Here is a 23,163-nt window from a genome sequence, read left to right on the forward strand (position 1 = left end):
GAGGAACAAATCAATGGGAAATAAATTTGTCATGGTAGGTGGTGGCTCCACGCAGTCACCAGGTATTTTAGAAGTATTGCGAAAACGTGCGGAAGAATTAAATCTAAGTGAGTTGGTTTTATATGATAACGATGAAGAACGGGTATCATTATTAGGACAATATACAAAAATGTACTACTCTGAAACCGGATCAAAGGTAAAGGTTTCTTTTACTACGAATATTGATGAGGCATTCCAAGATGCTCATTTTTTATTTATGCAAATTCGTCCAGGTCTGAATAAACAACGAGCGATTGATGAAAAAATCTGCTTACGCAATGGAGTCGTCGGGCAAGAAACTTGTGGATTGGGAGGTTTTTCATTTGCTTTACGAGTGATACCAGCTGTCTTAGAGATTATTCGTAAAGTAAAAGAAATTTGTCCAGAGGCTTGGATCTTAAATTACACAAATCCCGAAGCGATTTTGTCTGAAGCAATTTATCGTGAATTCCCTGATGCGAAAGTACTGTGTATTTGTGATATGCCGATTTCGATTGAGGGGGCAATTGCTAAGTATTTCAATAAGGATTTACAGGATCTGACATTTAAATATTTTGGACTTAACCATTTTGGTTGGTGGACGAATGTCATTGATGAAAATGGGCAGGATCTATTGCCAAGACTACGAGAAGATGTACTAAGTGGAAAAATCGATACATTATTGATGTCAAATGATGAAACGGTCGGTGATCAATATTGGATCGACACCTATAAACAGATGATTCGTTTATTCAAACGATTCCCTGACTATTTTCCAAATTGCTATTTACAGTACTATTTGACACCAGATGAAATGGTTGCACATGATGATCCTGAATTTACTCGTGGTGATTATGTGATGCAAGGACGTGAGAAACGTATTTATGAGGAATGCCGAAGAGTAATTGCTGCGGGGACAGCGAAGGATTCCTCGCTACATGCTGGTGTTCATGGCAATTACATTGTTGATATTGCGTATGCGATCATCCATAATACGAGAGAACGGTTTACAGTAAATAAAAAGAATCACGGGGCGATTTCAAACTTTGATGCCGAAGCGGTGATCGAAACACCAGCTTATATTGGCGCAATGGGTGCTGAAACAATCAATATCGGTGAGATTCCAACGATGCAAAAAGGCTTGATGGAAATGCAAAAAGCTTATGAAAAACTGACGGTTGATGCTGCACTTTCGGGTTCTTACCAAACGGCATTAGAAGCAGTTATGCTGAATAAAACCATTCCTGATTATCAGACAGGTAAAAAAGTTTTGGATGAATTACACGAAGCAAATAAAGCATTTTGGCCTGCCTTAAAATAAATGAAGTGGCTGGAGATTAGAGTTACTTGGAATTGTTAAATATATGACAAAAAGCAGAAAATAGTTCGTTATATTTTCTGCTTTAACTTTCAATAAAGTAGTTCTCTGGTGTACTAATCATTTAGTATCTATACAGTTTCAATAGTGCATAAGAAGTCGAGTTAGCAAAAAAACAGTGACATTTGTGATTATTTTTGTTAAACTATACTTATAAATTTAACAGAAAAAGGTGATGAATCCGGCATATCAGATGTGACAAAATCAGTGACATGGGTATGACTGGAAGCGAGTAAATAAAATCAATTCAATAGGTAAAAATTTGAGCTGATATCCAGCTTTATTTAGTGTACCTATGTATTTGATTTTATTTTACTCGCATCTTCGCCTTATGCAGGGAAGCCGTAGAGTAAAATCTACGGCTTTTTTCTTTTGTTTAAATTTATAAAAAGAAAAAGAGGAGATGGAAGATAATGATTGAAACACTTTTAAACAAACCGACACTTTACCAACAAACGAAAGGTGCATTTTGGGATGATCGCCATATCTCAAAGCAAATGCTCCAAGCACATCTTGACCCTGAATTTGAAGGCGCAAGTCGAAAAGCTGGGTTTATTGATGAATCTGTTCGTTGGATCAATACAGTAATCCCGCCGAAAGCCTATCCAACGTTATTAGATATTGGCTGTGGTCCGGGAATCTATGCAGAAAAATTTAGTCGATTAGGGTATGAAGTAACGGGGCTTGATTTTTCTAAGCGTTCGATAGCATATGCCAAAAAATCTGCGGAAGACCAACAGTTACCGATTACGTACCATTATGCAGATTATCTGACAATGGATTTAGATAAACAATACGATAGCATCACAATGATCTATTGTGACTTTGGAGCGTTATCAGCGAGTGATAGAAAAAGATTATTAGGAAATATTTATCAGCATCTAAAACCGACGGGGAAAGTTTTATTGGATGTTTTTTCGATGGCAAGTTATCAATCATTTGAAGAAAAGCGAGTTTGGGATACTTGTCCAGACGGAGGATTCTGGACAGAGGAACCTCATGTAGCATTACAATATAATACAAAATACAACGAACGTGTAACTTTAGAACAAACGACGATCCTTACCGATCATGAAAACAAAAATTATTATCTATGGATGACGTATTTTACAAAAGAAACTCTGCAAAAAGAAATGGAAGCGGCTGGTTTTGTTGTTAGTGGGTTTTACGGGGATGTAAAAGGAAGTCCTTATGATGAGAACTCGCCGACACTAGCAGTAGTGTTAGAAAAGAAAGAATAACAATTTTACTATTAGTCCAAAAGGAAAATATCTAGCGTAGATAAAAGCAGGAATCCACAAAAGTCGTTCATCGGATTTTTGTGGATTCTTACTTGTTTTTTGAAGAGGACGGAGGATAGATCTATACAATCGTTTCTACACGAGAAGAGATTTGAATGAACTTATTGGCAAAATTTTTATTTTCCTTGTCATGAGAGGTGAATAAAATGATTTTATTTTGTCTTACGTTCATGAGTGTGTCAAAGATGGCATCCGCAGAGTCTTTGTCGATACTACTCGTACTTTCATCTAGAATCCATATCCTACTGTCTTGGAGTATCATACGGGCAATGAACACGCGTTGTTTTTCGCCCCCCGACAGGTTTGCGCCATTATCAATGATTAAAGAATCCCAGTCTTTGTTTTTAAAAATCGGAGCAAGCAGTGTTGAATTTCTCAGCGCTTCTTTTTTTTCTTCTGAAATCGGTTGACCAAGAGTGATATTGTATTCAAGTGTATTTGAAAAGAGCAAAGTTGTTTGAGAAAGATAAGTGATTTGTTCTCTGACTTGCTTTCCATTCAACTGATCAAGAGGGAGGTCGTTGATATAGATACCATTACTTGCATAAAAGCTCAAGATGGCTTTTATCAGCGTCGATTTTCCAGAACCTGAAGGGCCTTCGATATAACAAATATCTCCTAAATTCAGTGTTTCAGTCAATGACAAATGGATTCTTTTCGCATTTAATGCCATCGTGATTTGCGGATCGGTAAATTTGATGCTAGTGATTGGATCAATTGGTGTGCCGGATAAATCTTCTTGATGAAGTTCTAAGTTTTCTTGAACAAATTGTTGGTTTGCTACGACTGTTCGATAATCGACATTGATTTTGGATAAATCAGAAAGGGAAGTGAAGAAAACGGGCATTAATATACTAACTACCATCATATTATTCAACTGGAGCTGTTGGTTATACACCAAGTAGCTGATCGTTATAAAAATAATATTTTGAGAAAGTTGGTTGATGAATGAGACAGTATAACTAGTGATTTGAGCAAATTTATTTGTTGATGCCAAACTTGTGTACATTTTTTTTAGTGTTTTTGAAGTTAGTTGTTTGACAGTATCAAAGCTAGGTAACATTTTAAATTGTTCTGGATTACCCAAGAGCAAAATCAAATCTTTTTGAGCATTGGCATTTTCGTCTTGCATCGTTTTGATTCTTTGATTGAGTGTTTTATTGATAAAAAGATAAGAGAAGATGTTAATAGGGATCAAAAGAAGCGTAATCAGGAAAATAGTTGAATCGAGCGTTAAAAATATACCTAACACGATAAGAATAGAGATGGCTGATTTCAGTACTAAAAAGAAGCTGGTCGTCATAAACATATAGGAAGTATCCACAATTCTGAAAATTCGAGTGACTAGATTACCAGATTCTAAATTGATATATTTCTCAAATTTCAAAGTATATATTTTGGCTAACAAATCGGAAATTGAGTTCAAATTGAATTTTTTTGCAAAATTTTCTCGGTAAATGATCAAACAAACCTGAAAAAGATAAGAGAGTGACATGGCACCAATTATTAGGAAGATAATAGGAAAAATAGTGGTTGACTGATAACTATTGATACTATTAAGAATAAAGGGAGCAATCAAGGTGGTTAGTACGGTTACTAAAACTAATAACATAGATATAAATAGATATATGTAGCCTTTCTTTGAAAAAAATTTCATTTTCCATTACACTCCTTAAGTACGTGGTTGACAAATCATTATAAAGAATATTATACTTTTATTAGGAAAAAATGGAAAGGTTATTTTTCTCTTTTTTTCATAAATATATGAGTGTGTAAAGACAGAAAAATTAGGTAGTTACTTAACAGAATTTATGTTGTTTCGTATGATCATGCTGATTTTTTGATATGGTTTGAAAACGTAAAGGAGGAATAGTAATGTTCAAAAAACCTGAATTGAAAAGAATTACAGGTACATACGCAGTTCCATGCGACTGTGGGATTATTGCTGGTCAAGGATCGTAAATAGAGATGAGACGATGACAACATGTCTTACCTCAAGAAATAAGCTGAAGATTACGGAAATTGTTCATGCGATTTTTGTGACTTTCAGCTTATTTTTGAAAGGGGTTTTAAATTTTTCCTACTTATTTTTGGTGCAGAAAGTGGGCGCTCCCTTCGGTTTACCCTGCGAAAATGAACTTGTGGTTTAAAAAATGAGGTGATTTTATCCGAATCAAAGAGAATCTTCATGCCTATCGATTCAATGAACAATTTATTGTACATAATGTCCTACGTAGTACATGGATATTAGTTGATCAAGAAGAATTAAACAAAATAAAAAAGCAAGATTACAAACATCTACCAATGGCAACCCAGAAAAAGATGGATCTGTTTCAAATCCTTTTAGAAGACCCGATTGAAGTAGAAAAAACGGAGCATGGAATACCAGAGACAGCTTATTTGGTTATGACCCATCAATGCAATTTGAAGTGTGTTTACTGCTATGCAGAAGCCAGTCCTGAAAAGGAATATGAGGATAGTTTAAATTTTGTCGAATGGATCGACGTTCTCAATCAATTGAAGGATTGCGGTGTAAAGAAAATTATCTTTACTGGCGGTGAGGTTGGGTTAAGTAAGGATGCGCTAAAATATATCGATTATGCCAAAAAAATTGGTCTAACTATTGGTTTGATCACGAATGGGACTTTAGTACGGAATGCAAAAGATGCAGCGTTTCTAGCTGAAAGATGTGCTTCGATCACCATCAGCTTAGATTCGATCGACCAAGTCGCAAATGATAAAAATAGAGGAAAAGGCTGTTATCGCATAGCAATGAGAGGGATTCAAAATCTATTAGACTTGAATTATCCAAATATTGCAGTCAATACGATCATTACCAATAATAATTTCAATAATATTGACGAAACGGTGGAATTTTTAAAGAAGAATAACATCAATTATAAATTAGGCGGATTCAGTGAACTAGGACGTGCAAAAATGGCAGAGATTTCTTTAACTGAGAGTGAGAGAACGGAAATCGAGTTAAAACAAAAGAACAAAAATCGTTCACCATTTTTAAAACCTTTCACCATCAAAGAATCCTGTGGACTTGGCGTTGGAGAATTTGCAATCAATCCTGTTGGTGATATATTTGCCTGTAAACTGTTAGAAACTGCTGACTACAAACTGGGAAATATTAGAGAAAAGCAACTTAGCGAGGTTTTTGGCGAAGAGAATATTACCTTTATTCGCTCTCAAAGCATCAATCATTTAACAAAATGTAACGATTGTTCATTCCGTTACTTATGCGGTGGAGGATGTCGTGCACATCATTATTATGCAACCAATGATACCCAAGGTGTAGACGAAGCAGAGTGTAATTTGATCAAGGAAATCCTAAAGCATCAAATGGTTCGTAGCTGTACAAATGAATAACGAAAAGAGTGGAAGACATGAAACTCAATGAGCACATCACATATGAAAAAATGGGAAATGACTTATACATCATGGTCGAGGATGAACGTTTTGTTTTAGACAATGACGTAGCAATTGATATATTTAATTTGTTAAAGGCTGAATCGACGAAAGAAAACATAAAAGCCTTTGTGCGAGACAAGTATCGTTTAGATCAAGAATTTACAGATGATGAAAAAGATAGTTATGTAGAGGAATTTTTGACCGTACTTAAAATTAATGGAATTATGATTGGATCTTGAAGATCGTTGAATCTAGCAAAATAAGCAGCAACCGATCAAATTTGGGCTCTATAATTTATGGGACTGATGAATCAAAATTGATTCTTCAGTCCCATTTTCATTTTAGGTATTAAAAAACATATCGTTCTCTAGTATGATTAAATCACCACAAAATAAACAACTGAGAGGACGATATGCTATATGAATGATTCTATCAAAAAAATGCTAAGATTAATAGATAAAGATTTGATGATTACTGAGATCTCTTACGAGATCTTTCATAAGGAAAAGACATTGGTCATTAATGCCATTCTCTCACCTGATCCTTGTGCCTGTAGAAGTTGTGGTTCTACTGTGGTAGATGGAAATGGGAAAGCAATTGTGGTGAAAAATGGGAAGAAAGAAATCATTGTCCGCTTTGAACAATACAATCATATGCCAATGGTTATGCGCTTAAAAAAGCAACGCTATACCTGTAAAAACTGTCGAACCCATTGGACTGCTCAAAGCTATTTTGTACGCCCAAGACATTCAATTGCGGATCATGTCAGATATAAAATTGCTTCTTTACTGACTGAAAAAGTCTCTTTATCTTTTATTGCGAAAAGCTGTCAGGTATCTTTGACTACCGTTATTCGTACATTGAAAGAGTTTAAAAGCTATTTACCAAAGCCCACTAAGAGGATTCTCCCCAAAGTATTGATGGTTGATGAATTTCGTTCGCACACTTCCATAGAAGATAAAATGAGCTTTATTTGCGCAGATGGAGAAACAGGTAATTTAATTGATATCTTACCTACTCGTAAATTACCTCGATTAACAAACTATTTCTTGGGCTGCACCAATCCAGAAGAAGTAAAATTCTTAGTCACAGACATGAACGCCGCCTACTTCCAGCTCACCAAACGCGTTCTGCCAAATGCGAAAGTAGTGATTGATCGGTTCCATATTGTCAAACACATGAATCAAGCTTTCAATGAGTTGCGTATCCGTGAAATGAATGAACTGCGTAAAGCAGGACAGAAAAGCCATGCAGAAAAACTGAAAAAGAACTGGCGCTTTCTGCTAAAAAATCGTGCAAACATTAATCACTATGAGTATAAAACATGGAAAAGTTTCCGAGCACCTAAATACCCATTTCTTACTGAAGCAATGATGATTGATCGATTGCTTAGCTTTTCTAAGCCCCTAAAGGAGGCATATCCCTTTTTCCATGAATTAGTTGAAGCTTTTCGAGACAAAGACCCTGACTTGTTTTTCTCCTTATTGGCAGAACTTCCCGAAACGTTAGATGACGGCTTTCGTGAGAAACTTCAAAACCTACTGACCTACGAAGAAGGCATCGCCAATGCGATGATTTATCCTTACTCCAATGGAAAAATAGAAGCAAAGAATACCCACATAAAAACGATGAAACGAGTATCCTACGGATTTAGATCATTTGAGAACATGAAAATTAGAATCTTTTTGACCAATCAATTAATCAAAGTTAGATAACAAAAAATCTGAGCCAGAATGTGGTTCATTCTGACCCAGATTTAATTTTTCGCAACTCATCAGTCCTTATTGACAAAGAGCCCAAATTTGATGGGTTGCTGCTTATTTTTTTGAGAGGAGACCGATTTGTTCTACTCTCGTTTTTAGTGATGCTGAAAGTAGCACGCTATTGACACGTATGGACGAAAAGTACTAAAAACTACTTCCCCAAACAATTTTTAGTCCCGATTGTTTCATCCACAATAATTGTATTCAGGATAGCAGTCCTTCGTTCGTTTATCAATAATCTAATTTTTGATACAATATAAGATAACAAACCAATCTATATTGTATTACTGAGCTATCCATTATCCAAAGTATAACATCTTTTTCCTTCCGCTCTATTTATTATTTTTTCTCAAATTAAAAAAAATAGTATACTAAATCAATTTGTTTTTAGATTTGATAAATTATTGAGTTCACTCATAAAAAAATATATTTCAATCTCAAGATAGACTGGTCGAAAATGAATAACCAAGCTATCTTTTCTAAAACTACTAGTACAGAAATAAAAACAGTGTATATTTATCTGTGAGTAAAAAAGTTGCTTTTTCCTTTCTTTTAATGGATTATAAAAATAGATGTTTTTGTACTTTATTTACTCTTTTAAAAATTCAGATAAATCTTTTATTAGCAATAAAATTAATACAGTTTTTTTCTTTGTATTATTCTTTTAATTGCATGTATAGACTGGAGGAAAAATGTGATCGAGCTAGTAAATGTGTCGAAGCAGTATGAAAAGACCAAGTCGTTGCAGAAGATTAGTTTTACTGTAAAACAAGGGGAAGTGATCGGGATCGTTGGGAAAAGTGGTTCTGGGAAATCGACCTTGTTACGTTTATTGAATTTGATGGAAACGCCTACTGAAGGCACAATCAAACTAAATGGTGTAGATGTTCAGTCATTATCAAAAAAAGAGCGCCGGCAGCAACAACAAAAAATAGGCATGATTTTTCAACATCATAACCTACTTGAAAATTTACGTGTTTATGAAAATGTCGCATTACCATTGAAGTTACAAAGGAAAAAAGAGCCTAAAAAAATCAATGATCTACTCGATTTTGTTGGCATGAGTCATAAAGCAGAAAGCTATCCAGTCAAACTTTCTGGCGGAGAAAGACAACGGGTTTCTATTGCAAGAGCGTTAAGTAGAGATCCGCATTTGTTACTTTGTGATGAAGCAACGAGTTCTTTAGACGAAGAAAATACAGAAAGTGTGGTTCGTTTATTACATAAAACACATGCCGAGTTTCAACCGACTATTTTTTTTGTTAGTCATGAACTGGAAACGGTCAAACGCTTATGTAAACGGATCTTAGTCATGGAAAATGGGCATCTGATCGGTGAATTGATGAATGACCCAAAACAGTACGAGGAAGAGGAACTAACTTATTTTGAAAAAATAAAAAGGAGTTTGACTGATGAACTTGCCCACAGCATTGATTGAATATTGGCCGTCTCTAATCAATAGTTTGAAAGAAACGGGCATCATGATGGCGATTTCCATGTTCGTTTGTGTGTTGGGAGGGTTGCCAGTAGGATTAGGTCTATATTTGACGAATCCCAAGGTTAGAGGGACACACCCTTGGTTATACTGGTTGCTCAACTTCATTGTGACAGTCGTTCGCTCGTTTCCATATCTTTTATTAGTGATCGCGTTGATCCCAGTGACGCGATCGATTTTAGGAAGGGCCTTTGGACCTGTTCCTTCATCCATACCACTTAGTATTGTGGCAGTCGCGATTTTTGCTCGTTTAGTGGAGCAAGTGTTGTTAGATGTCCCTGAAGAAATCTATGCCTTATCGAATTCATTAGGTGCTTCCAGATTTCAATACATCTGGCACTTCTTATTTGTTGAAGCGCGAAGTGGCTTAGTGTTGGCTTATACTACGACAACAGTTAGTATGATCTCTTATTCCACCGTCATGGGTGTCGTAGGTGGTGGCGGGATCGGTGATTTTGCTGTCCGTGTCGGCTATCAACGGTATGAGTATGGTGTCATGTATGTTGCTATTGTGATCATGATCGCTTTGGTCTTCATTTTACAAATGTTTGGAAATTTTGTTGCACAATCATTAGATAAACGAAAGTAGGAGAAAAGTTATGAAAAAGTTTTATTTATTTGCGTTTGCTTTAGTTGGAGTTCTAGTTTTAGCAGCCTGTGGTGGAAGCAATGAAAGCGCAGAAAGCAAAAAAGAAATCACTGTAGCGGTTCAATTGGAATCCTCAAAAGATATTCTAGAAATTGCCAAAAAAGAAGTAGAAAAATCAGGCTACACAATCAATATCATGGAAGTCAGTGATAATGTTGCTTATAATGATGCCGTCCAACATAAGGAAGCAGATGCAAACTTTGCGCAACACGAACCCTTTATGGAACGATTCAATCAAGAAAAAGACGCTGATTTAGTAGCTGTCCAACCAATCTATTATTTTGCTGGCGGATTTTATTCAAAAGAATATGATGATGTCAATGATTTGCCAGAAAACGCAAAAGTCGGTATTCCTAGCGATCCTACAAATGAAGGTCGTGCGTTAGCGATTTTGAATGAGAATGGGGTCATTCAATTGAAAGATGGAGTTGGTTTTGATGGTACAGTCGCAGATATTGTAGAGAATCCTAAAAATCTTACCTTTGAAAGTATTGATCTTTTGAATCTAGTAAAAGCTTATGATGAAAGTGATATTGCGATGGTCTTTTGTTACCCAGCATATTTGGAACCAGCAAACTTGACGACAGAAGATGCCTTGTTACTTGAAGATGAAGCAGCAAGCAAACATTATGCGTTGCAATTGGTTACTCGAGAGGAAGAAAAAGATAGCGAAAAAATCAAGGTGTTGAAAGAAGCGATGACTACACCAGAAGTCGCTGACTACATCAAAAATAATTCAAAAGGCTCCAATATCCCAGCATTTTAAACAACGTGCTCACCATAACGAAAAATGTTGTGAGTGATACCTTTAGGTGTTATGTTCTGATAGATTGATTTTCTTGGATAAAATAAAAAAATACAGCCATGTGCTGTATTTTTTTATTTTATCCAAGAAAAGGAATAATTGAAATCATTCGATGAACTTAGTGAACTGTTGATTTTTTACGGTTATTGTCCATTACTTATTTTTGTCCAGTGTTATGTTTCCATAAAAATATTTTTTCAGAAAAAAGTGTTTTCTTGTTGAGATATTTATCAGTTATTCTTTTTAAAGAGCGAGATAGATTATGTTTTATGGTTTACTGTATAACGAACTATCCGCTAAAAAAAATCAATAAGGAGCTTGAGATGAAAAAAAACAACTTGAAAAAAATTGCAGCAACAAGCATGTTACTTCTTACATTAGGAGGACCAGTCGTGACATCTGCGGCAAGTCAATCAACAGGTGATTCGGCGAATGTCAGTAATCAGGTAGAAGAACAGTTGACGATCAAAAACGGTGATTTCAATGAGGGTTTGAACCATTGGATCGTTTCTAGTCCAGGTACACAGAATCCAACAATCGAAGAGTTAAGCGGGAATAAATATGCAGTTGCTACTTATGGAGAAAACATTCATCAATATTTGGCACTGAAACCAAACACGACCTATACATTCGGCTATGATGTAGCAGGTAGTGCTGATTTTCCAGCAAAAGTTGAATTTGGCACGATGAATCATGATGAAGGTTTTATTTCGTTAGAAGAAACATCACACAACAATGAAAACTGGACACGTAGAGAATTTACATTTACTACACCTGAAACAGACAATACATACATTATTCGTTTCTCTTCAACAGGAAATGGCTGGGCGAAATTTGACAATATTCAAGTAGAACCAGAAAAAACAGAAACGAGTTTATTGACTGTAGGAACACAAGATCGTGAAGCTTATGCGTATTTAAATCTAGATGCAGAACGTTTCAACAGTTCAGAACGATTGATGGTCTATGTTGATGGTCGTTATTATTTTGAAACCTATAAAGGTAAAGCTTACTATTCATTTACAAGCAAAACCGATGAAGGTACTCAAGTACGTCGTAGCATTTCCGGTGTCAAAGGACAAGTAATCGAAGTCTATACCGCACCAAATTCACCTGGTCACAGCTCAACAGGCAAGCGCTTGTTAGAATCGATCACATTAGAAGAAGATTTAGCAGTGGACACTTCTTTATTAGAACATGCGGTAAAGAATATTCAATTTTCAGGAAACAGATTAGACGTTGATTTTGATCGTGCAAGTTTCGAAGGGAACAACCGAATGTTCATTCGTAAAAATGGTGCCTATGTCGCAGAAATCTATAAAGGTAAAGTTTATTATGGATCAGTTCGTGAAAGAGCAGAGGACAGCGTAAAAGTTAGTAAAACAATTGATTATAAAGCTGGCGATGTGATCTCAGTTGAATTAAGCAGTGGAACACCTGGTGGTTCATCGAATGTGTTGCAAGTATTAGCAACGTATGAAGTAGCATAAATCGATCAGAAGCTGAAACAATAGGAGGGATCCTCCAAACATCAGGCGGCAACTACAAAGCTTTCGTAGTTGCCGCCTTATTTCTCGGGAAATGTGAACAATTGTAATTATATAGGTAGGCAAAAGTGGCAAAGGCAATATGGCTTGAACATGAAATGAGAAAGCCAGCGTCTTTAGGTACTGGTCGGTGTTAAGGGCTTATAGCCCTGGAGCAAACCACCCTTTTGAAGGGTGATTATAATTTTAAGGTATAGCCCCATCTAAGAAAAAAGAGGATACAATATCATTAATATACCTAGTGTAAGGTGGACAATAAATCTTTTATTTGTATTTTGCATAAACCTTGCCTGAAGTTTTTCTGAAACCCAAACAAATTGTAATTCGTTTTTGGGATGGTCTATTAAATATTGTTTAAATATTTCGCGTTCATTTTTTTTGATTTAATTAAGTAAAAGCCTGTAACAGCACTGAGGGTAAGGGCTACTCCCAAATAGGGAATTATGTAATTCAAATTTTTAGGGACGTCTTCAATAGGGAAAAAGTAGCGAATGACACGTTCCAAAATAAAAAAGACAATAACGTAAATGATAAATGAAAATTTTCTTTTTAGAGCAAAAGAAGGGTCCTTTTTTTCATAATATTGTGAGATTGCTTTTTTTCGTCTCTTTTGTTCTTGTTCAGTCAAGTTTGGAAAAGCATGCTCTCCTTCTTGTTTATATACAGCCATAATATCTGAATACTCCTGTTGGATCTGCCAGACTTTGTAGATTGTATACATAAAACTACCATAATATACTAAAGTAAACATAAATTTAATTAAAAGCATTATTTAGTTCTCCTTAAAGCTTTTTTTTAATTATAGCAGACAAAATTTGAAAGTAGCTTTAAAAATTTAATAAAAAAACTGCTATTTCTTGTGATGATATGCTCCCTATAAAGTAGACAAAGAAAAAACAAAATTTTAAATCTACTTTATAGGGAGTTTTTTGTATGTTTAAGAAAATACTTTATTCTCCAGAAGAAAAATATCAGGTCATTTCAAAGGTGTTGGATGGTTGTTGTATCATGAAGAAATATTCTCTTTTCAATGGGACAATAGAAATTTAAGAGGATAAATATAATGAGAGTGGATTTGAGGGGTTAAAAGAGACGAAACCTTAGAATAAGTAATTGATAGTGTAAAAATTTTCCGAAATGAACAAAAGTTCACTTTGGGCCTTTTCATTTCATTACAAAATAGTTAAGTGTACATGTAAATTTCTTCGATTAGTTAAACTGAAAAGTTATTAATAATATGCGTTATAATAATGGTAATAAATTAAATAGAGGTGTTCAATATGAAAAAAATAGTACCAATCAGTATTTTATTATTAATTCTTCTTACCGGATGTGGCTCAAAAAATACTGAAACAGCTCAATCCACCAATGGTCAAATAATTGAAAGTAGTAATAAAAAAGAATCTTCATCTAATACAAGTGAGAACCATTCACAGCAATCAACTGTTCAAAAATCAGAAGAAACAACTTCTACTCTTTCAGAAAGCGAAACAACAGAGTCTACTGTCTCAGAGAGTGAAATAACTGAAAGCGAACCTTCAACAACTTTTCCAGAGGATTCAGCAACATCCTCAACAGTACCCTCGGAATCCATAAATGATCCGTTAAGTGTTTACTCAGACGATCAAATTGAATATGCACGCGTCTGGTTAACTACTAATGGTACAGCTTATAAAAATGATTTAGGTAATGCAAGGTTTACATTAAATGTTAACCATTCTCCAGCGGGTACAAAAATCAATCCTTATGACGAAAATAGCATAGTTTATCCTCAAGAGACAGTAACCTTAACCGGAAAATATGGGTATCAAGGTTTAGTTGTTTATTCTAGTAACCATGATGGTTCAATAATATATTATCCTGTACCAAGTCACTTTCAACAGTCTGATGATCCAGTTACTATGAAGCAGGAAGAACAGAAAATACTCGATAATGCGCAGAGAATAAATATACCTACGGGAAATACAGAAGATATCCAGATCTTGATTAGTGCGATGAACATATTCAACTAAGCAAAAAATAGCCTATATTAGCTTTACTGATATATAAACAATAAATAAGTACCATGTTAAGGAACAAGGTACTTATTTATTGTTTGTTAGCTTAAGTGAGATTTTATTCATAATGTCAATGTGTAACTGGAACTTTAAATTTTATTGAACGAAAATCTTGGCTATTTGGGTTAAGTAAATCACGTAGATAATAGTATTCGATATTAATTGTTTGGACATTAGTGTTTTTCATATCCTCATCTAACACAAAGTATGCCTCGACAACACCTGTTGCACCAACTTCTAAAGGATCAGTTTCCGGTTGATTGCCTGGTTGGTTCTGCATTGTGGGATCGACATGGATGTTATCTTCTGTAGTAATCTCAAAGTTTCTGTAGAACTTCGATCCATTATTAAAATCTTTTATTGAATGGTTTGTCATTCGAATATCAAGTCTAATGATAGTATCTATAGGGTAAGCCAAGTACTCTTGTTCTTGAACGATATCATTAGGCTGGGCACTGGCCTTAATAATTTCGATAGTAACTGCAGGTTCTCCATTTAAGTAGATTGTGGCCGGATCGTTTAATCCGTGAAGTGTTGTCGTATCGTTTGTCGATTCGCTCTCTGAAGTTGAGTTATCAGAGGGTGTTGCGGATGATTTATCTGCTGTAGATACTGTACTAGCGATTACCGAAGAGTTTGTACTTGTGGTACTTGTTGATTTGCAGCTTGTTAATGTAAACAAAAAAAATAAACTAATCATTGCTAAAAAAACCTTATTTTTCATATACTCGTGAACCCCTAAGTGATAAATATAGTTTGAATACATATTATTATAACATCAATAATTTAAAGTAAAGAACAAACTAGGATGCTCACTTCTGGTAATGAAGAGAAAAAAATAAGCATTATCCTAGATTATCTATAAAAGAAATATCGACTAAAAAACTTTCTCCAAGTTTTAAGTCGATATTTCTTTATATTCAGTAACTATCTATGAGAGTTGTCCTAGTCTTTTCCACTATCGCTACTTGATGAGGTGAAAAAGCTACTGGTAATAATCAAGAGATAGGCTCATATATTGGTGAAGGCGCACATTTTTTTCCGATAACCTGTCGGAGTCATTTGCGTTTCACGTTTAAACAGGCTAGTGAAGTAATTAGGGTCTTCAAAACCAGCTTCCAAGGCAATATCGATGATTTTCAAATCTGTATGCAGTAACAGGTACTCGGCTTTTTTGATGCGCATTTGATTTAAATACGTGAAAAAAGTCATACGAAAATGTTTTTTAAAAAAACGACAGAAATGCTCTTTGCTATAGCCGATATGACGACTGATTGCTTCAAGAGTGATCGTGTTTTGGTAATTTTCTTCAAGGTATAGAATGATTTTTTTACAGCGATACGTGTTGAGTTTGTTTTTACTAGCAACTAACTTTGCAGGATTCACTTGAGTACTGTAGCGCGAAAAATGTTTGATCAGTAAGAACAATTGTGCTTTGATCGTCAGTTCAAAGCGAGATTCTTTCAAGGCAAATGTATCAATGATTGTGATTACCAGTTGTTGGATCTCCGAAATACTTGAGTAATCATTTGTAAAATGGATCGCTACTTGTTCTGGTGAATGGAGCAATGGATCAAGATAAGTTTGCTGAATATGATCAGAAACGCGACTTTCAATAAATGAAGCATCAAATACGATGGCAAAAAATGCACAGGCATTCATTTGATGATTGAGTGCTTCATGTAATTGATTCGCAGGAATAAACATAACCTCTCCTTCGTGAACAACGTAAGTTACTCCTTCTATTTTGACTTCCATGAGTCCTTGATAGACATAAAGAATCTCTAGTTCTCGATGCCAATGGGGGTGGATCATATTTTCCTGATGGGCTGGGTGATTCGTATAGTGAACGGCAATTGGAAACAAACTATCCCCATGTTCGGTCATTTCCTTTAGCGTGGTATCAATATCTTGTTGACTAGGATTGGGGGTAAAAATATCGTTTGGTCTAAACATCACATTTCCTCCATTTTGATCAATATTACAAGGTATTTTGATTAAGATAGCGATTACATACCGTTGTAAATATCAATATAATCAATTTGTTAATAAGAGGAGGAGGAATAATCATGAAGAAACAACGAGGATTTTTAATACTTGCTTTTATCATGGTGTTAGGAATTACTGGCTGCGGGACGGCACAAAGCGGGTCTTCAGATGATGGTAGTGTAACATTAGAGATTTTCAATATCAAGACAGAAACAGCCGAGCAAATGGATGCCTTAGTGGAGGATTTCGAGAAAGACCATCCGCAAATCAAGATCAACTTGACGACGGTTGGCGGAGGAACTGATGCGACGGCAGCGTTACAATCGAAGTTTTCCTCAGGAGATGAACCGGATATCTTTATGTTGGGTGGCTTAGCAGATACGCAGATTTGGCAACATAAACTCTATGATCTTGGGGAAACGACATTAGCAAAACAAGCAATTGAGGGGACATTAGAGGGGGCTACACTCGACGAGACGGTCTATGGGGTACCGATGAATATCGAAGGATATGGCTGGTTGATCAACCAGGATATTTTTAAACAAGCTGGCATCGATAGTGGATCGATCAACTCATTTGAGGCATTTGAAGAAGCCGTTCAATTATTGGATAGTAAAAAAGACGAACTTGGGCTACAAGGTGTATTTGGTTTTAGTGGGGCAGAAACGTGGGTATCCAGTCAATATAGTTCGAATTTTCTTGCTCCGGAGTTTGAGAACAGCTTAGAAAAGACTTACCAAGCACCGAAATTAAGCGTAGATTATGCCGGGCAAATGAAAAACTACACCGACTTGGTCATTAAGTACAATGCACAACCAATGGAGGCAATGGATTATAGTACATCTGTTGAAGAATTATTTGCCAGTGAAAAGGTGGCTATCATCCATCAAGGAAATTGGATCGTACCAACATTAGATAGCTTAGATGAGACGTTCACGAAAGAAAAACTAGGGATTCTTCCTATGCAAATCGAAGCATCGGGAGAAAGCAACATCGTGGCGGGGCCAGCTTGGTATTGGGGGGTCAATAAAGACAAAGACCAAGCAATCATTGATGCGTCGATCGAATTTTTAACATGGATGTATACCGATGAGGAGGCGATGAAAGCAATCGTCGATGAGTTTCAATTTATTCCGGCGTATACCAACTTTTCGAGCGAAGCGATCAATGATCCGTTATCCAAGGAAATCTATACGTATTTAAGCGAAGGTAAAACCGTTCCATGGGTCCATAATTCCTATCCAGATGGATTTGGACAAAATATATTTGGTGTCCAGATCCAAGCGTATGCAGCCGATCGAATCTCTTGGGAGGAATTTATTGATACCTTGCAGACCAGTTGGGCACAAGAAAGGAAGTAAGCGGTGATCGGTTGGTTTTTATCTAGCGAGATACAAGGAGGGTTCTCATGTTAACAAATCGCACAAAAGCTTTTTGGTTATTACTTGCACCAGCGTTATTGGCGTTAGCGATCGTTTTGTTCATTCCATTACTGACAGGGGGGTATTACTCACTCACAAACTGGAATGGCAATACAGTAGGTGAATTCGTTGGATTTGAAAACTATCTTCGGGCATTTAATGATCAAGGATTTATCGACAGTTTACTGTTTACCGCAAAATTCTCATTTTTCAGTGTGATTTTGATCAACATCGTGGCTTTAGGTCTAGCGATGTTCGTGACACAAAAATTAGGTAGATGGACGACTTTTTTCCGTACGATCTTTTTCATGCCAAATCTGATTGGAGGGATCATCCTAGGATTTATTTGGCAGTTTATTTTCAATAAAGCATTTGAAAGTCTAGCAACTATGACGGGTATCGATTTTTTTGCCGGTTGGCTGAACACGCCAGAAACGGGGTTTTGGGGGCTCATTATTTTATTTGTTTGGCAAATGAGTGGTTATATGATGCTGATCTATATCTCATTTCTCAACAATATTCCAGAAGAGATTCTGGAAGCGGCAGATATGGATGGGGCGAATCCTTTGCAAGTCTTTTTCCGTATCAAATTACCCATGTTGATGCCAGCTTTCACCGTCACTTTGTTCTTGACGTTGTCCAACGCATTTAAAATCTATGATCAAAACTTAGCCCTGACACAAGGTGGGCCGTTCAATTCCACCCAAATGGTGGCGATGAATATCTACAATGAAGCATTTGGAATGCGAAAAATGGGGTATGCACAGGCGAAAGCGGTGATTTTTCTGGTCATTATTGTGATTATCTCAGTGGTTCAAATCTCACTGACACGGAAAAAGGAGGTCAGCGCATGAAGCAATCAAAAGTGAAACATCCACGACAGGTTAAGAAGTCTCTACTGATTTTTAGCGGATTGTTACTTGCTAGTCTGTGGTTTTATCCGTTTTTCTTAGTGGTGATCAATTCATTCAAAACCAAAGCAGAGATATTCCAAAACACACTCACTTTACCAACTGGGCTAACACTTGATAACTATATTGAGTCGTTCGAGCGATTGGATTTTTTCAAAAGTGCAGCTAATTCGTTGCTGATAACGATCGGATCTTTAGTATTGATCGTGTTTGTTTCTTCCATGGCGGCCTACGCGTTATCGAGAAACACGAGTCGCTTAAGTTCATTTCTTTATTTTATTGTCGCAATTGGGTTATTGATTCCTTTTCAGGGAATCATGATTCCCTTGATTTCACTTTTTGGGCAAGTCAGTATGCTGAATCAACCAGGCTTGATGGTGATGTATCTAGGATTAGCAACAAGTATGTCGACCTTTTTATATTACGGTGCTTTACGAGGGATTCCGAAATCATTAGATGAAGCGGCATTGATCGATGGGGCAAATACCTTTCAAATCTATTGGCAAGTCATTTTTCCTTTGCTGAAGCCTACGACAGTGACAGTGATCGTGTTGAATGCCTTATGGTTTTGGAATGATTATCTGTTGCCTTCATTAAGCATCAACAAAGCAGGGATGTATACAATTCCTTTACAGATGTTTTATTTTTTCGGCGAATTCAATAAGCAGTGGCACTTAGCACTGGCTGCGCTAGTGATCGTCGTCTTACCGATTATTATTTTATTTGTTGTCTTGCAAAAACATGTCGTAAAAGGCATTTCAGATGGCGCAGTGAAGTAGGAGGAAAATAAATGAAGTTTACAAACGGCTATTGGTTGGCAAAAGAAGGATTTCATCTTGAACACCCGAATCATGTCTATGAAGCTCAAGTGAAGGAGGATAACTTAACTCTTTTCTTGCCTTATAAACCGATCCAGACAAGAGGAGATACCTTGAATCTAGGGATGACGACCTTGTCTTTTGAATCACCAAGAGAAGATATTATCAAAGTACAACTGGTGCATCATGACAAAACACAAATCGGCCCTCATTTTCAACTAAACAGACAGTCATCTTCTGTCATGATCGATATAGAAAATGAAGAATTTTATACGTTTCAATCAGGACAATTAGTCGCACGAGTGCCGAAAAACGCCACATTCCAAATTGATTTTCTCGCGGAAGGGAAGCTTTTGACGTCTTCTATGCCAAAAGCACAAGCCACGATTCAAAGTAGTGACGGTATCCATTACATGCGGGAACAGTTGTCGTTAGATCCGTATGAATATGTCTATGGCTTAGGTGAACGATTCACGCCATTCATCAAAAATGGGCAAATCATTGATTGTTGGAATCAAGATGGCGGTACTGGTAGTGAACAAGCGTATAAAAATATCCCATTTTATTTAACGAACCAAGGGTATGGTGTCTTTATCAATCATCCTGAAAATGTCTCATTTGAAGTTGGTTCGGAGAATGTTTCACGCACACAATTTAGTGTAGTAGGTGAACGATTGGAATACTATATCATCTATGGACCCGATATGAAAACGATCTTAAGAAAATACACTGATTTAACGGGTAAACCCGCATTGCCACCTGCATGGTCATTTGGTTTGTGGTTATCAACTTCCTTTACGACGGACTATCGTGAAGAAACAGTCATGGGATTTATTGAAGAAATGCAGACACGAGAGATTCCGTTTGATGTCTTTCATTTTGATTGTTTTTGGATGAAAGAATTCGAGTGGTGCGGTTTTGAATGGAATCGCGAGCTGTTTCCAGATCCGCAACAACTGATTGAAAAAATCCATCAGAAGGGCTTGAAGGTCTGCGTATGGATCAACCCGTATATCGGACAAAAAGCGGCGGCCTTTCAAGAGTGTAAAGAGAAGGGCTATTTCATCAAAGATAAACATGGCGAAGTTTGGCAATGGGATCTTTGGCAAGCGGGTCAAGGAATCATTGACTTTACAAATCCAGAAGCGCGTCATTGGTACAAAGAAAGGCTGAAGGAACTCATAGAAATCGGTGTCGATTCCTTCAAGACGGATTTTGGTGAACGTATACCTACGGATGTGAATTATCACGATGGTTCTGATCCGCAAAAAATGCACAATTATTATGCGTATCTTTATAACGAAGTCGTCTTTGAATTATTAGCAGAATTACGCCCAGATGAAGCGGTCGTATTTGCTCGTTCTGCTTCGGTTGGTTCACAAAAATTCCCAGTTCATTGGGGTGGGGACAACTTATCGGAATACCCGTCCATGGCAGAATCATTAAGGGGTGGACTCTCATTTGTGTTATCCGGCTTTGGCTTCTGGAGCCATGACATTGGTGGATTTGAAGAGAATGCGACAGCGGATATTTATAAACGTTGGACACAATTCGGCTTACTATCTACTCATAGTCGCTACCATGGTAATATTGAATATCGAGTACCGTGGAACTTTGGGGAAGAAGCTGTGTTAGTCAGCCAACGATTTTCAAAATTAAAAAATCGCTTGATGCCTTATATCTATGAGCAAGCAGTAGAAACAGCGCAAACAGGTATCCCGATGATGCGCCCGGTGATGCTGGAATTTCCAGAAGACTATACGACGCATACGATCGATAAACAGTATATGTTCGGTGAACGGTTGTTGATTGCACCGATTTTCAATGAGCAAGGAAAGGTTACTTTTTATTTACCAGAGGGACGTTGGACGAATTATTTAGATAATCATGTATATGAAGGACAACAATGGTACACACAGACCTATGATTACTTCCACTTACCACTCATGGTCCGTCCTAATTCATTGATTATTGAAGGTTCCGTGGATACGACTGCTGCATACGATTATACGAAAGACTTAACCGTGCATGTCTTTGAGCTGACTGAAACAGTGACGCAACAAGTGGTAGATCAACAGGGGCTTCCAGTTGGTACGATCACTGTTACCCCTGAAGATGATAGCTATCAGGTCAAGATAGAAGGGTTATCACATGTTCAAGTCGTGCTTAGAAATCGGAAAGTACAAGGATGGACGGAACATCCACTAGGCTGTTCCATCCTGGTTGAACACTAGAAGAGTCGTTTGATTTGAGACAACCAAAAAGACGAAACGACACTTTCACATCAACCAATGGGAGTAGGTAGCGTGTGCGTGCTGTTTCGTCTGTTTTGTCTAGCTATCAATGGTGGTTCCGAATGAATGGGAAATCGAAAGAGAGAAATTACTCTCCCATCACCATGACGTGACAGGTTCGGTTTCGTACACGGTTTTGGTCAAAGTCGACGAAGTAAATATAGCCAACAGAGCCAATCTCTAATTTTCCTTCACTCAAAATAAAACTTTCGCTTGCACCAAAAAAGGAAGAGCGGATGTGAGCATCGCCATTTAAAATCGTTGCAGGATCGGTTGGATAGTTAGGATCATCCAGACCCATCAGAAATTCTAAATGTTTCGGTCCGGGATAACGATAATTTGTGTTCTCAGATAGTTCTCTCGGAATGATTTTATCTAAAATACGATTTAGGTCTACTTGTAGAAATTCATCGCCATTAAAATCGGTATCGTGCATGTACTCTTCAAAAATCACTGAGCAAGTCGTATGAGGAGATTGAACGAGACAAATACCGTTCGTGATCTGACTTTTCTCAACAATTGCTTTTACTTGTTCAGTAATATTATGATAAGACACACGATTACCGTTTGAAGTCAAAGTTAATTGATCTTTTGCAAATTTCATCTATTTAAGCTCCTTTTTCAGTTCAGCTACTTTCTGGATCATATTCGTCAATGTTTGAGCAGGATCGTCAGCCGCTACGATGCCGCTCGTCCCCCCAGTGCCATCTGCGCCAGATAATAACGCCTTTTCGACATCTTCCACAGTAGAGATTCCCGCAGCTTGTAAGATTTGGATAGTTGGATTCATCGCACGAACAGCCTCATTGGTTGCCTTCATATAAGAGATATCACTTGATTGCCCAGTACCAATCAACTCAGTTGGTTCGCACACCATCACGTCAGGATCGAGTGATGCTACTGCTTGTGCTTCTGCAATGGAATCTGCACAAACGATTGTAAGGATACCTAGCTCATCCGCACGTTTCACTGCTTTTGTCAGTTCGTTCACAGTCATTGGGTGTTCCGCATGATTTAAAAATGTAGCGGTAACGCCTACTTCAGCAAGTGCTTCAGGAAGAATATAGCCCATGCCACGTCCTACTTGAAGCCCGTCTAAATGTTGAACAGTAATGAATAAATGATCAGTTTCGTTTTTGATTCGTGCAGCATCGACATGCTGGACAGTGAATAAAATGTCAATATCGTGTGTACCAGATAGTTCATCTGCTACCTTGGCTAAGGCAAGTGCTTGGTCGCCATATAAATAAGCTTTTGGATTAACAACAAAGAATGGGGCACGTAAGGTTCTTTTTTGCAT

General features: G+C 36.9%; 20 protein-coding genes. 14 read left to right on the forward strand and 6 right to left on the reverse strand.

Translation table 11 applies throughout. The features are described from left to right. Positions 1-13: 13 nt before the first annotated feature. Both IGJ39_RS00165 and IGJ39_RS00170 read left to right on the forward strand, forming a co-directional pair. Positions 14-1,339 carry a maltose-6'-phosphate glucosidase gene (locus IGJ39_RS00165; RefSeq protein WP_019722668.1) on the forward strand — a complete coding sequence of 442 codons (1,326 nt, stop codon included), beginning with the start codon at positions 14-16 and terminating at the stop codon, positions 1,337-1,339. 470 nt (positions 1,340-1,809) lie between these two features. Further along, complete coding sequence (locus tag IGJ39_RS00170) at positions 1,810-2,637, forward strand: class I SAM-dependent methyltransferase (RefSeq protein ID WP_019722667.1); 828 nt, start codon at positions 1,810-1,812, stop codon at positions 2,635-2,637. Between the two features lie 121 nt (positions 2,638-2,758). Here the strand turns inward: IGJ39_RS00170 and IGJ39_RS00175 are convergent, their stop codons facing one another. Then, complete coding sequence (locus tag IGJ39_RS00175) at positions 2,759-4,309, reverse strand: ABC transporter ATP-binding protein (protein WP_324249884.1); 1,551 nt, start codon at positions 4,307-4,309, stop codon at positions 2,759-2,761. Positions 4,310-5,001: 692 nt separating this feature from the next. Here IGJ39_RS00175 and IGJ39_RS00180 point away from each other — a divergent pair. From IGJ39_RS00180 to IGJ39_RS00210, 7 genes are all read left to right on the forward strand, one after another. Then, entirely contained in the window at positions 5,002-6,072 is a 1,071-nt protein-coding gene (locus tag IGJ39_RS00180; RefSeq protein WP_019722665.1) for a radical SAM/SPASM domain-containing protein, read from the forward strand. A gap of 17 nt (positions 6,073-6,089) precedes the next feature. Then, positions 6,090-6,353, forward strand: coding sequence for a hypothetical protein (locus IGJ39_RS00185; RefSeq protein ID WP_019722664.1), 264 nt, complete (start codon positions 6,090-6,092; stop codon positions 6,351-6,353). A gap of 180 nt (positions 6,354-6,533) precedes the next feature. Next, positions 6,534-7,829 carry an ISL3 family transposase gene (locus IGJ39_RS00190; protein WP_195339621.1) on the forward strand — a complete coding sequence of 432 codons (1,296 nt, stop codon included), beginning with the start codon at positions 6,534-6,536 and terminating at the stop codon, positions 7,827-7,829. Between the two features lie 742 nt (positions 7,830-8,571). Continuing rightward, positions 8,572-9,315 carry an ATP-binding cassette domain-containing protein gene (locus tag IGJ39_RS00195; protein ID WP_019724335.1) on the forward strand — a complete coding sequence of 248 codons (744 nt, stop codon included), beginning with the start codon at positions 8,572-8,574 and terminating at the stop codon, positions 9,313-9,315. Beyond that, positions 9,290-9,961: a methionine ABC transporter permease gene (locus IGJ39_RS00200; protein WP_019724336.1), complete on the forward strand. Its 672-nt coding sequence runs from the start codon at positions 9,290-9,292 to the stop codon at positions 9,959-9,961. The genes IGJ39_RS00195 and IGJ39_RS00200 overlap by 26 nt, the downstream gene beginning before the upstream one ends. 10 nt (positions 9,962-9,971) lie before the next feature. Continuing rightward, positions 9,972-10,787: a MetQ/NlpA family ABC transporter substrate-binding protein gene (locus tag IGJ39_RS00205; RefSeq protein WP_019724337.1), complete on the forward strand. Its 816-nt coding sequence runs from the start codon at positions 9,972-9,974 to the stop codon at positions 10,785-10,787. 362 nt (positions 10,788-11,149) lie between these two features. After that, positions 11,150-12,316 carry a carbohydrate binding domain-containing protein gene (locus tag IGJ39_RS00210; RefSeq protein ID WP_019724553.1) on the forward strand — a complete coding sequence of 389 codons (1,167 nt, stop codon included), beginning with the start codon at positions 11,150-11,152 and terminating at the stop codon, positions 12,314-12,316. A gap of 400 nt (positions 12,317-12,716) precedes the next feature. Here the strand turns inward: IGJ39_RS00210 and IGJ39_RS00215 are convergent, their stop codons facing one another. Then, a complete protein-coding gene (locus IGJ39_RS00215) occupies positions 12,717-13,142 on the reverse strand; it encodes a hypothetical protein (protein ID WP_229049064.1) in 426 nt (141 codons plus the stop codon). Positions 13,143-13,653: 511 nt separating this feature from the next. Between IGJ39_RS00215 and IGJ39_RS00220 the strand changes: the two genes are divergently transcribed. After that, positions 13,654-14,385: a hypothetical protein gene (locus tag IGJ39_RS00220; protein ID WP_438764111.1), complete on the forward strand. Its 732-nt coding sequence runs from the start codon at positions 13,654-13,656 to the stop codon at positions 14,383-14,385. A 115-nt stretch (positions 14,386-14,500) separates the two neighbouring features. Here the strand turns inward: IGJ39_RS00220 and IGJ39_RS00225 are convergent, their stop codons facing one another. Next, complete coding sequence (locus tag IGJ39_RS00225) at positions 14,501-15,154, reverse strand: hypothetical protein (protein WP_019722781.1); 654 nt, start codon at positions 15,152-15,154, stop codon at positions 14,501-14,503. Between the two features lie 287 nt (positions 15,155-15,441). Further along, on the reverse strand, positions 15,442-16,386 hold the full coding sequence (locus IGJ39_RS00230; protein ID WP_019722782.1) for an AraC family transcriptional regulator: 945 nt from the start codon (positions 16,384-16,386) through the stop codon (positions 15,442-15,444). A 113-nt stretch (positions 16,387-16,499) separates the two neighbouring features. Here IGJ39_RS00230 and IGJ39_RS00235 point away from each other — a divergent pair, with 113 nt between their 5' ends. Genes IGJ39_RS00235 through yicI form a run of 4 tightly spaced genes read left to right on the forward strand, consistent with a single transcriptional unit; the run spans position 16,500 to position 21,803 of the window. Then, on the forward strand, positions 16,500-17,780 hold the full coding sequence (locus IGJ39_RS00235) for an ABC transporter substrate-binding protein (protein WP_019722783.1): 1,281 nt from the start codon (positions 16,500-16,502) through the stop codon (positions 17,778-17,780). A 47-nt stretch (positions 17,781-17,827) separates the two neighbouring features. Continuing rightward, complete coding sequence (locus tag IGJ39_RS00240; protein WP_019722784.1) at positions 17,828-18,694, forward strand: carbohydrate ABC transporter permease; 867 nt, start codon at positions 17,828-17,830, stop codon at positions 18,692-18,694. Then, on the forward strand, positions 18,691-19,530 hold the full coding sequence (locus tag IGJ39_RS00245; protein WP_019722785.1) for a carbohydrate ABC transporter permease: 840 nt from the start codon (positions 18,691-18,693) through the stop codon (positions 19,528-19,530). The genes IGJ39_RS00240 and IGJ39_RS00245 overlap by 4 nt, the downstream gene beginning before the upstream one ends. Before the next feature lie 11 nt (positions 19,531-19,541). Further along, complete coding sequence (gene yicI / locus IGJ39_RS00250) at positions 19,542-21,803, forward strand: alpha-xylosidase (RefSeq protein WP_019722786.1); 2,262 nt, start codon at positions 19,542-19,544, stop codon at positions 21,801-21,803. A 148-nt stretch (positions 21,804-21,951) separates the two neighbouring features. Here yicI and IGJ39_RS00255 read toward each other — a convergent pair whose 3' ends face one another. Together IGJ39_RS00255 and IGJ39_RS00260 are read right to left on the reverse strand one after the other, a co-directional pair. Beyond that, positions 21,952-22,467, reverse strand: a complete 516-nt coding sequence (locus IGJ39_RS00255) for a YjbQ family protein (RefSeq protein ID WP_019722787.1) — start codon at positions 22,465-22,467, stop codon at positions 21,952-21,954. Then, positions 22,468-23,163, reverse strand: coding sequence for a triose-phosphate isomerase (locus IGJ39_RS00260; RefSeq protein ID WP_019722788.1), 696 nt, complete (start codon positions 23,161-23,163; stop codon positions 22,468-22,470).

It is taken from the genome of Enterococcus sp. AZ140, from assembly GCF_051714405.1.
In the GTDB taxonomy this organism is placed as follows: Bacteria; Bacillota; Bacilli; order Lactobacillales; family Enterococcaceae; genus Enterococcus_B; species Enterococcus_B pernyi.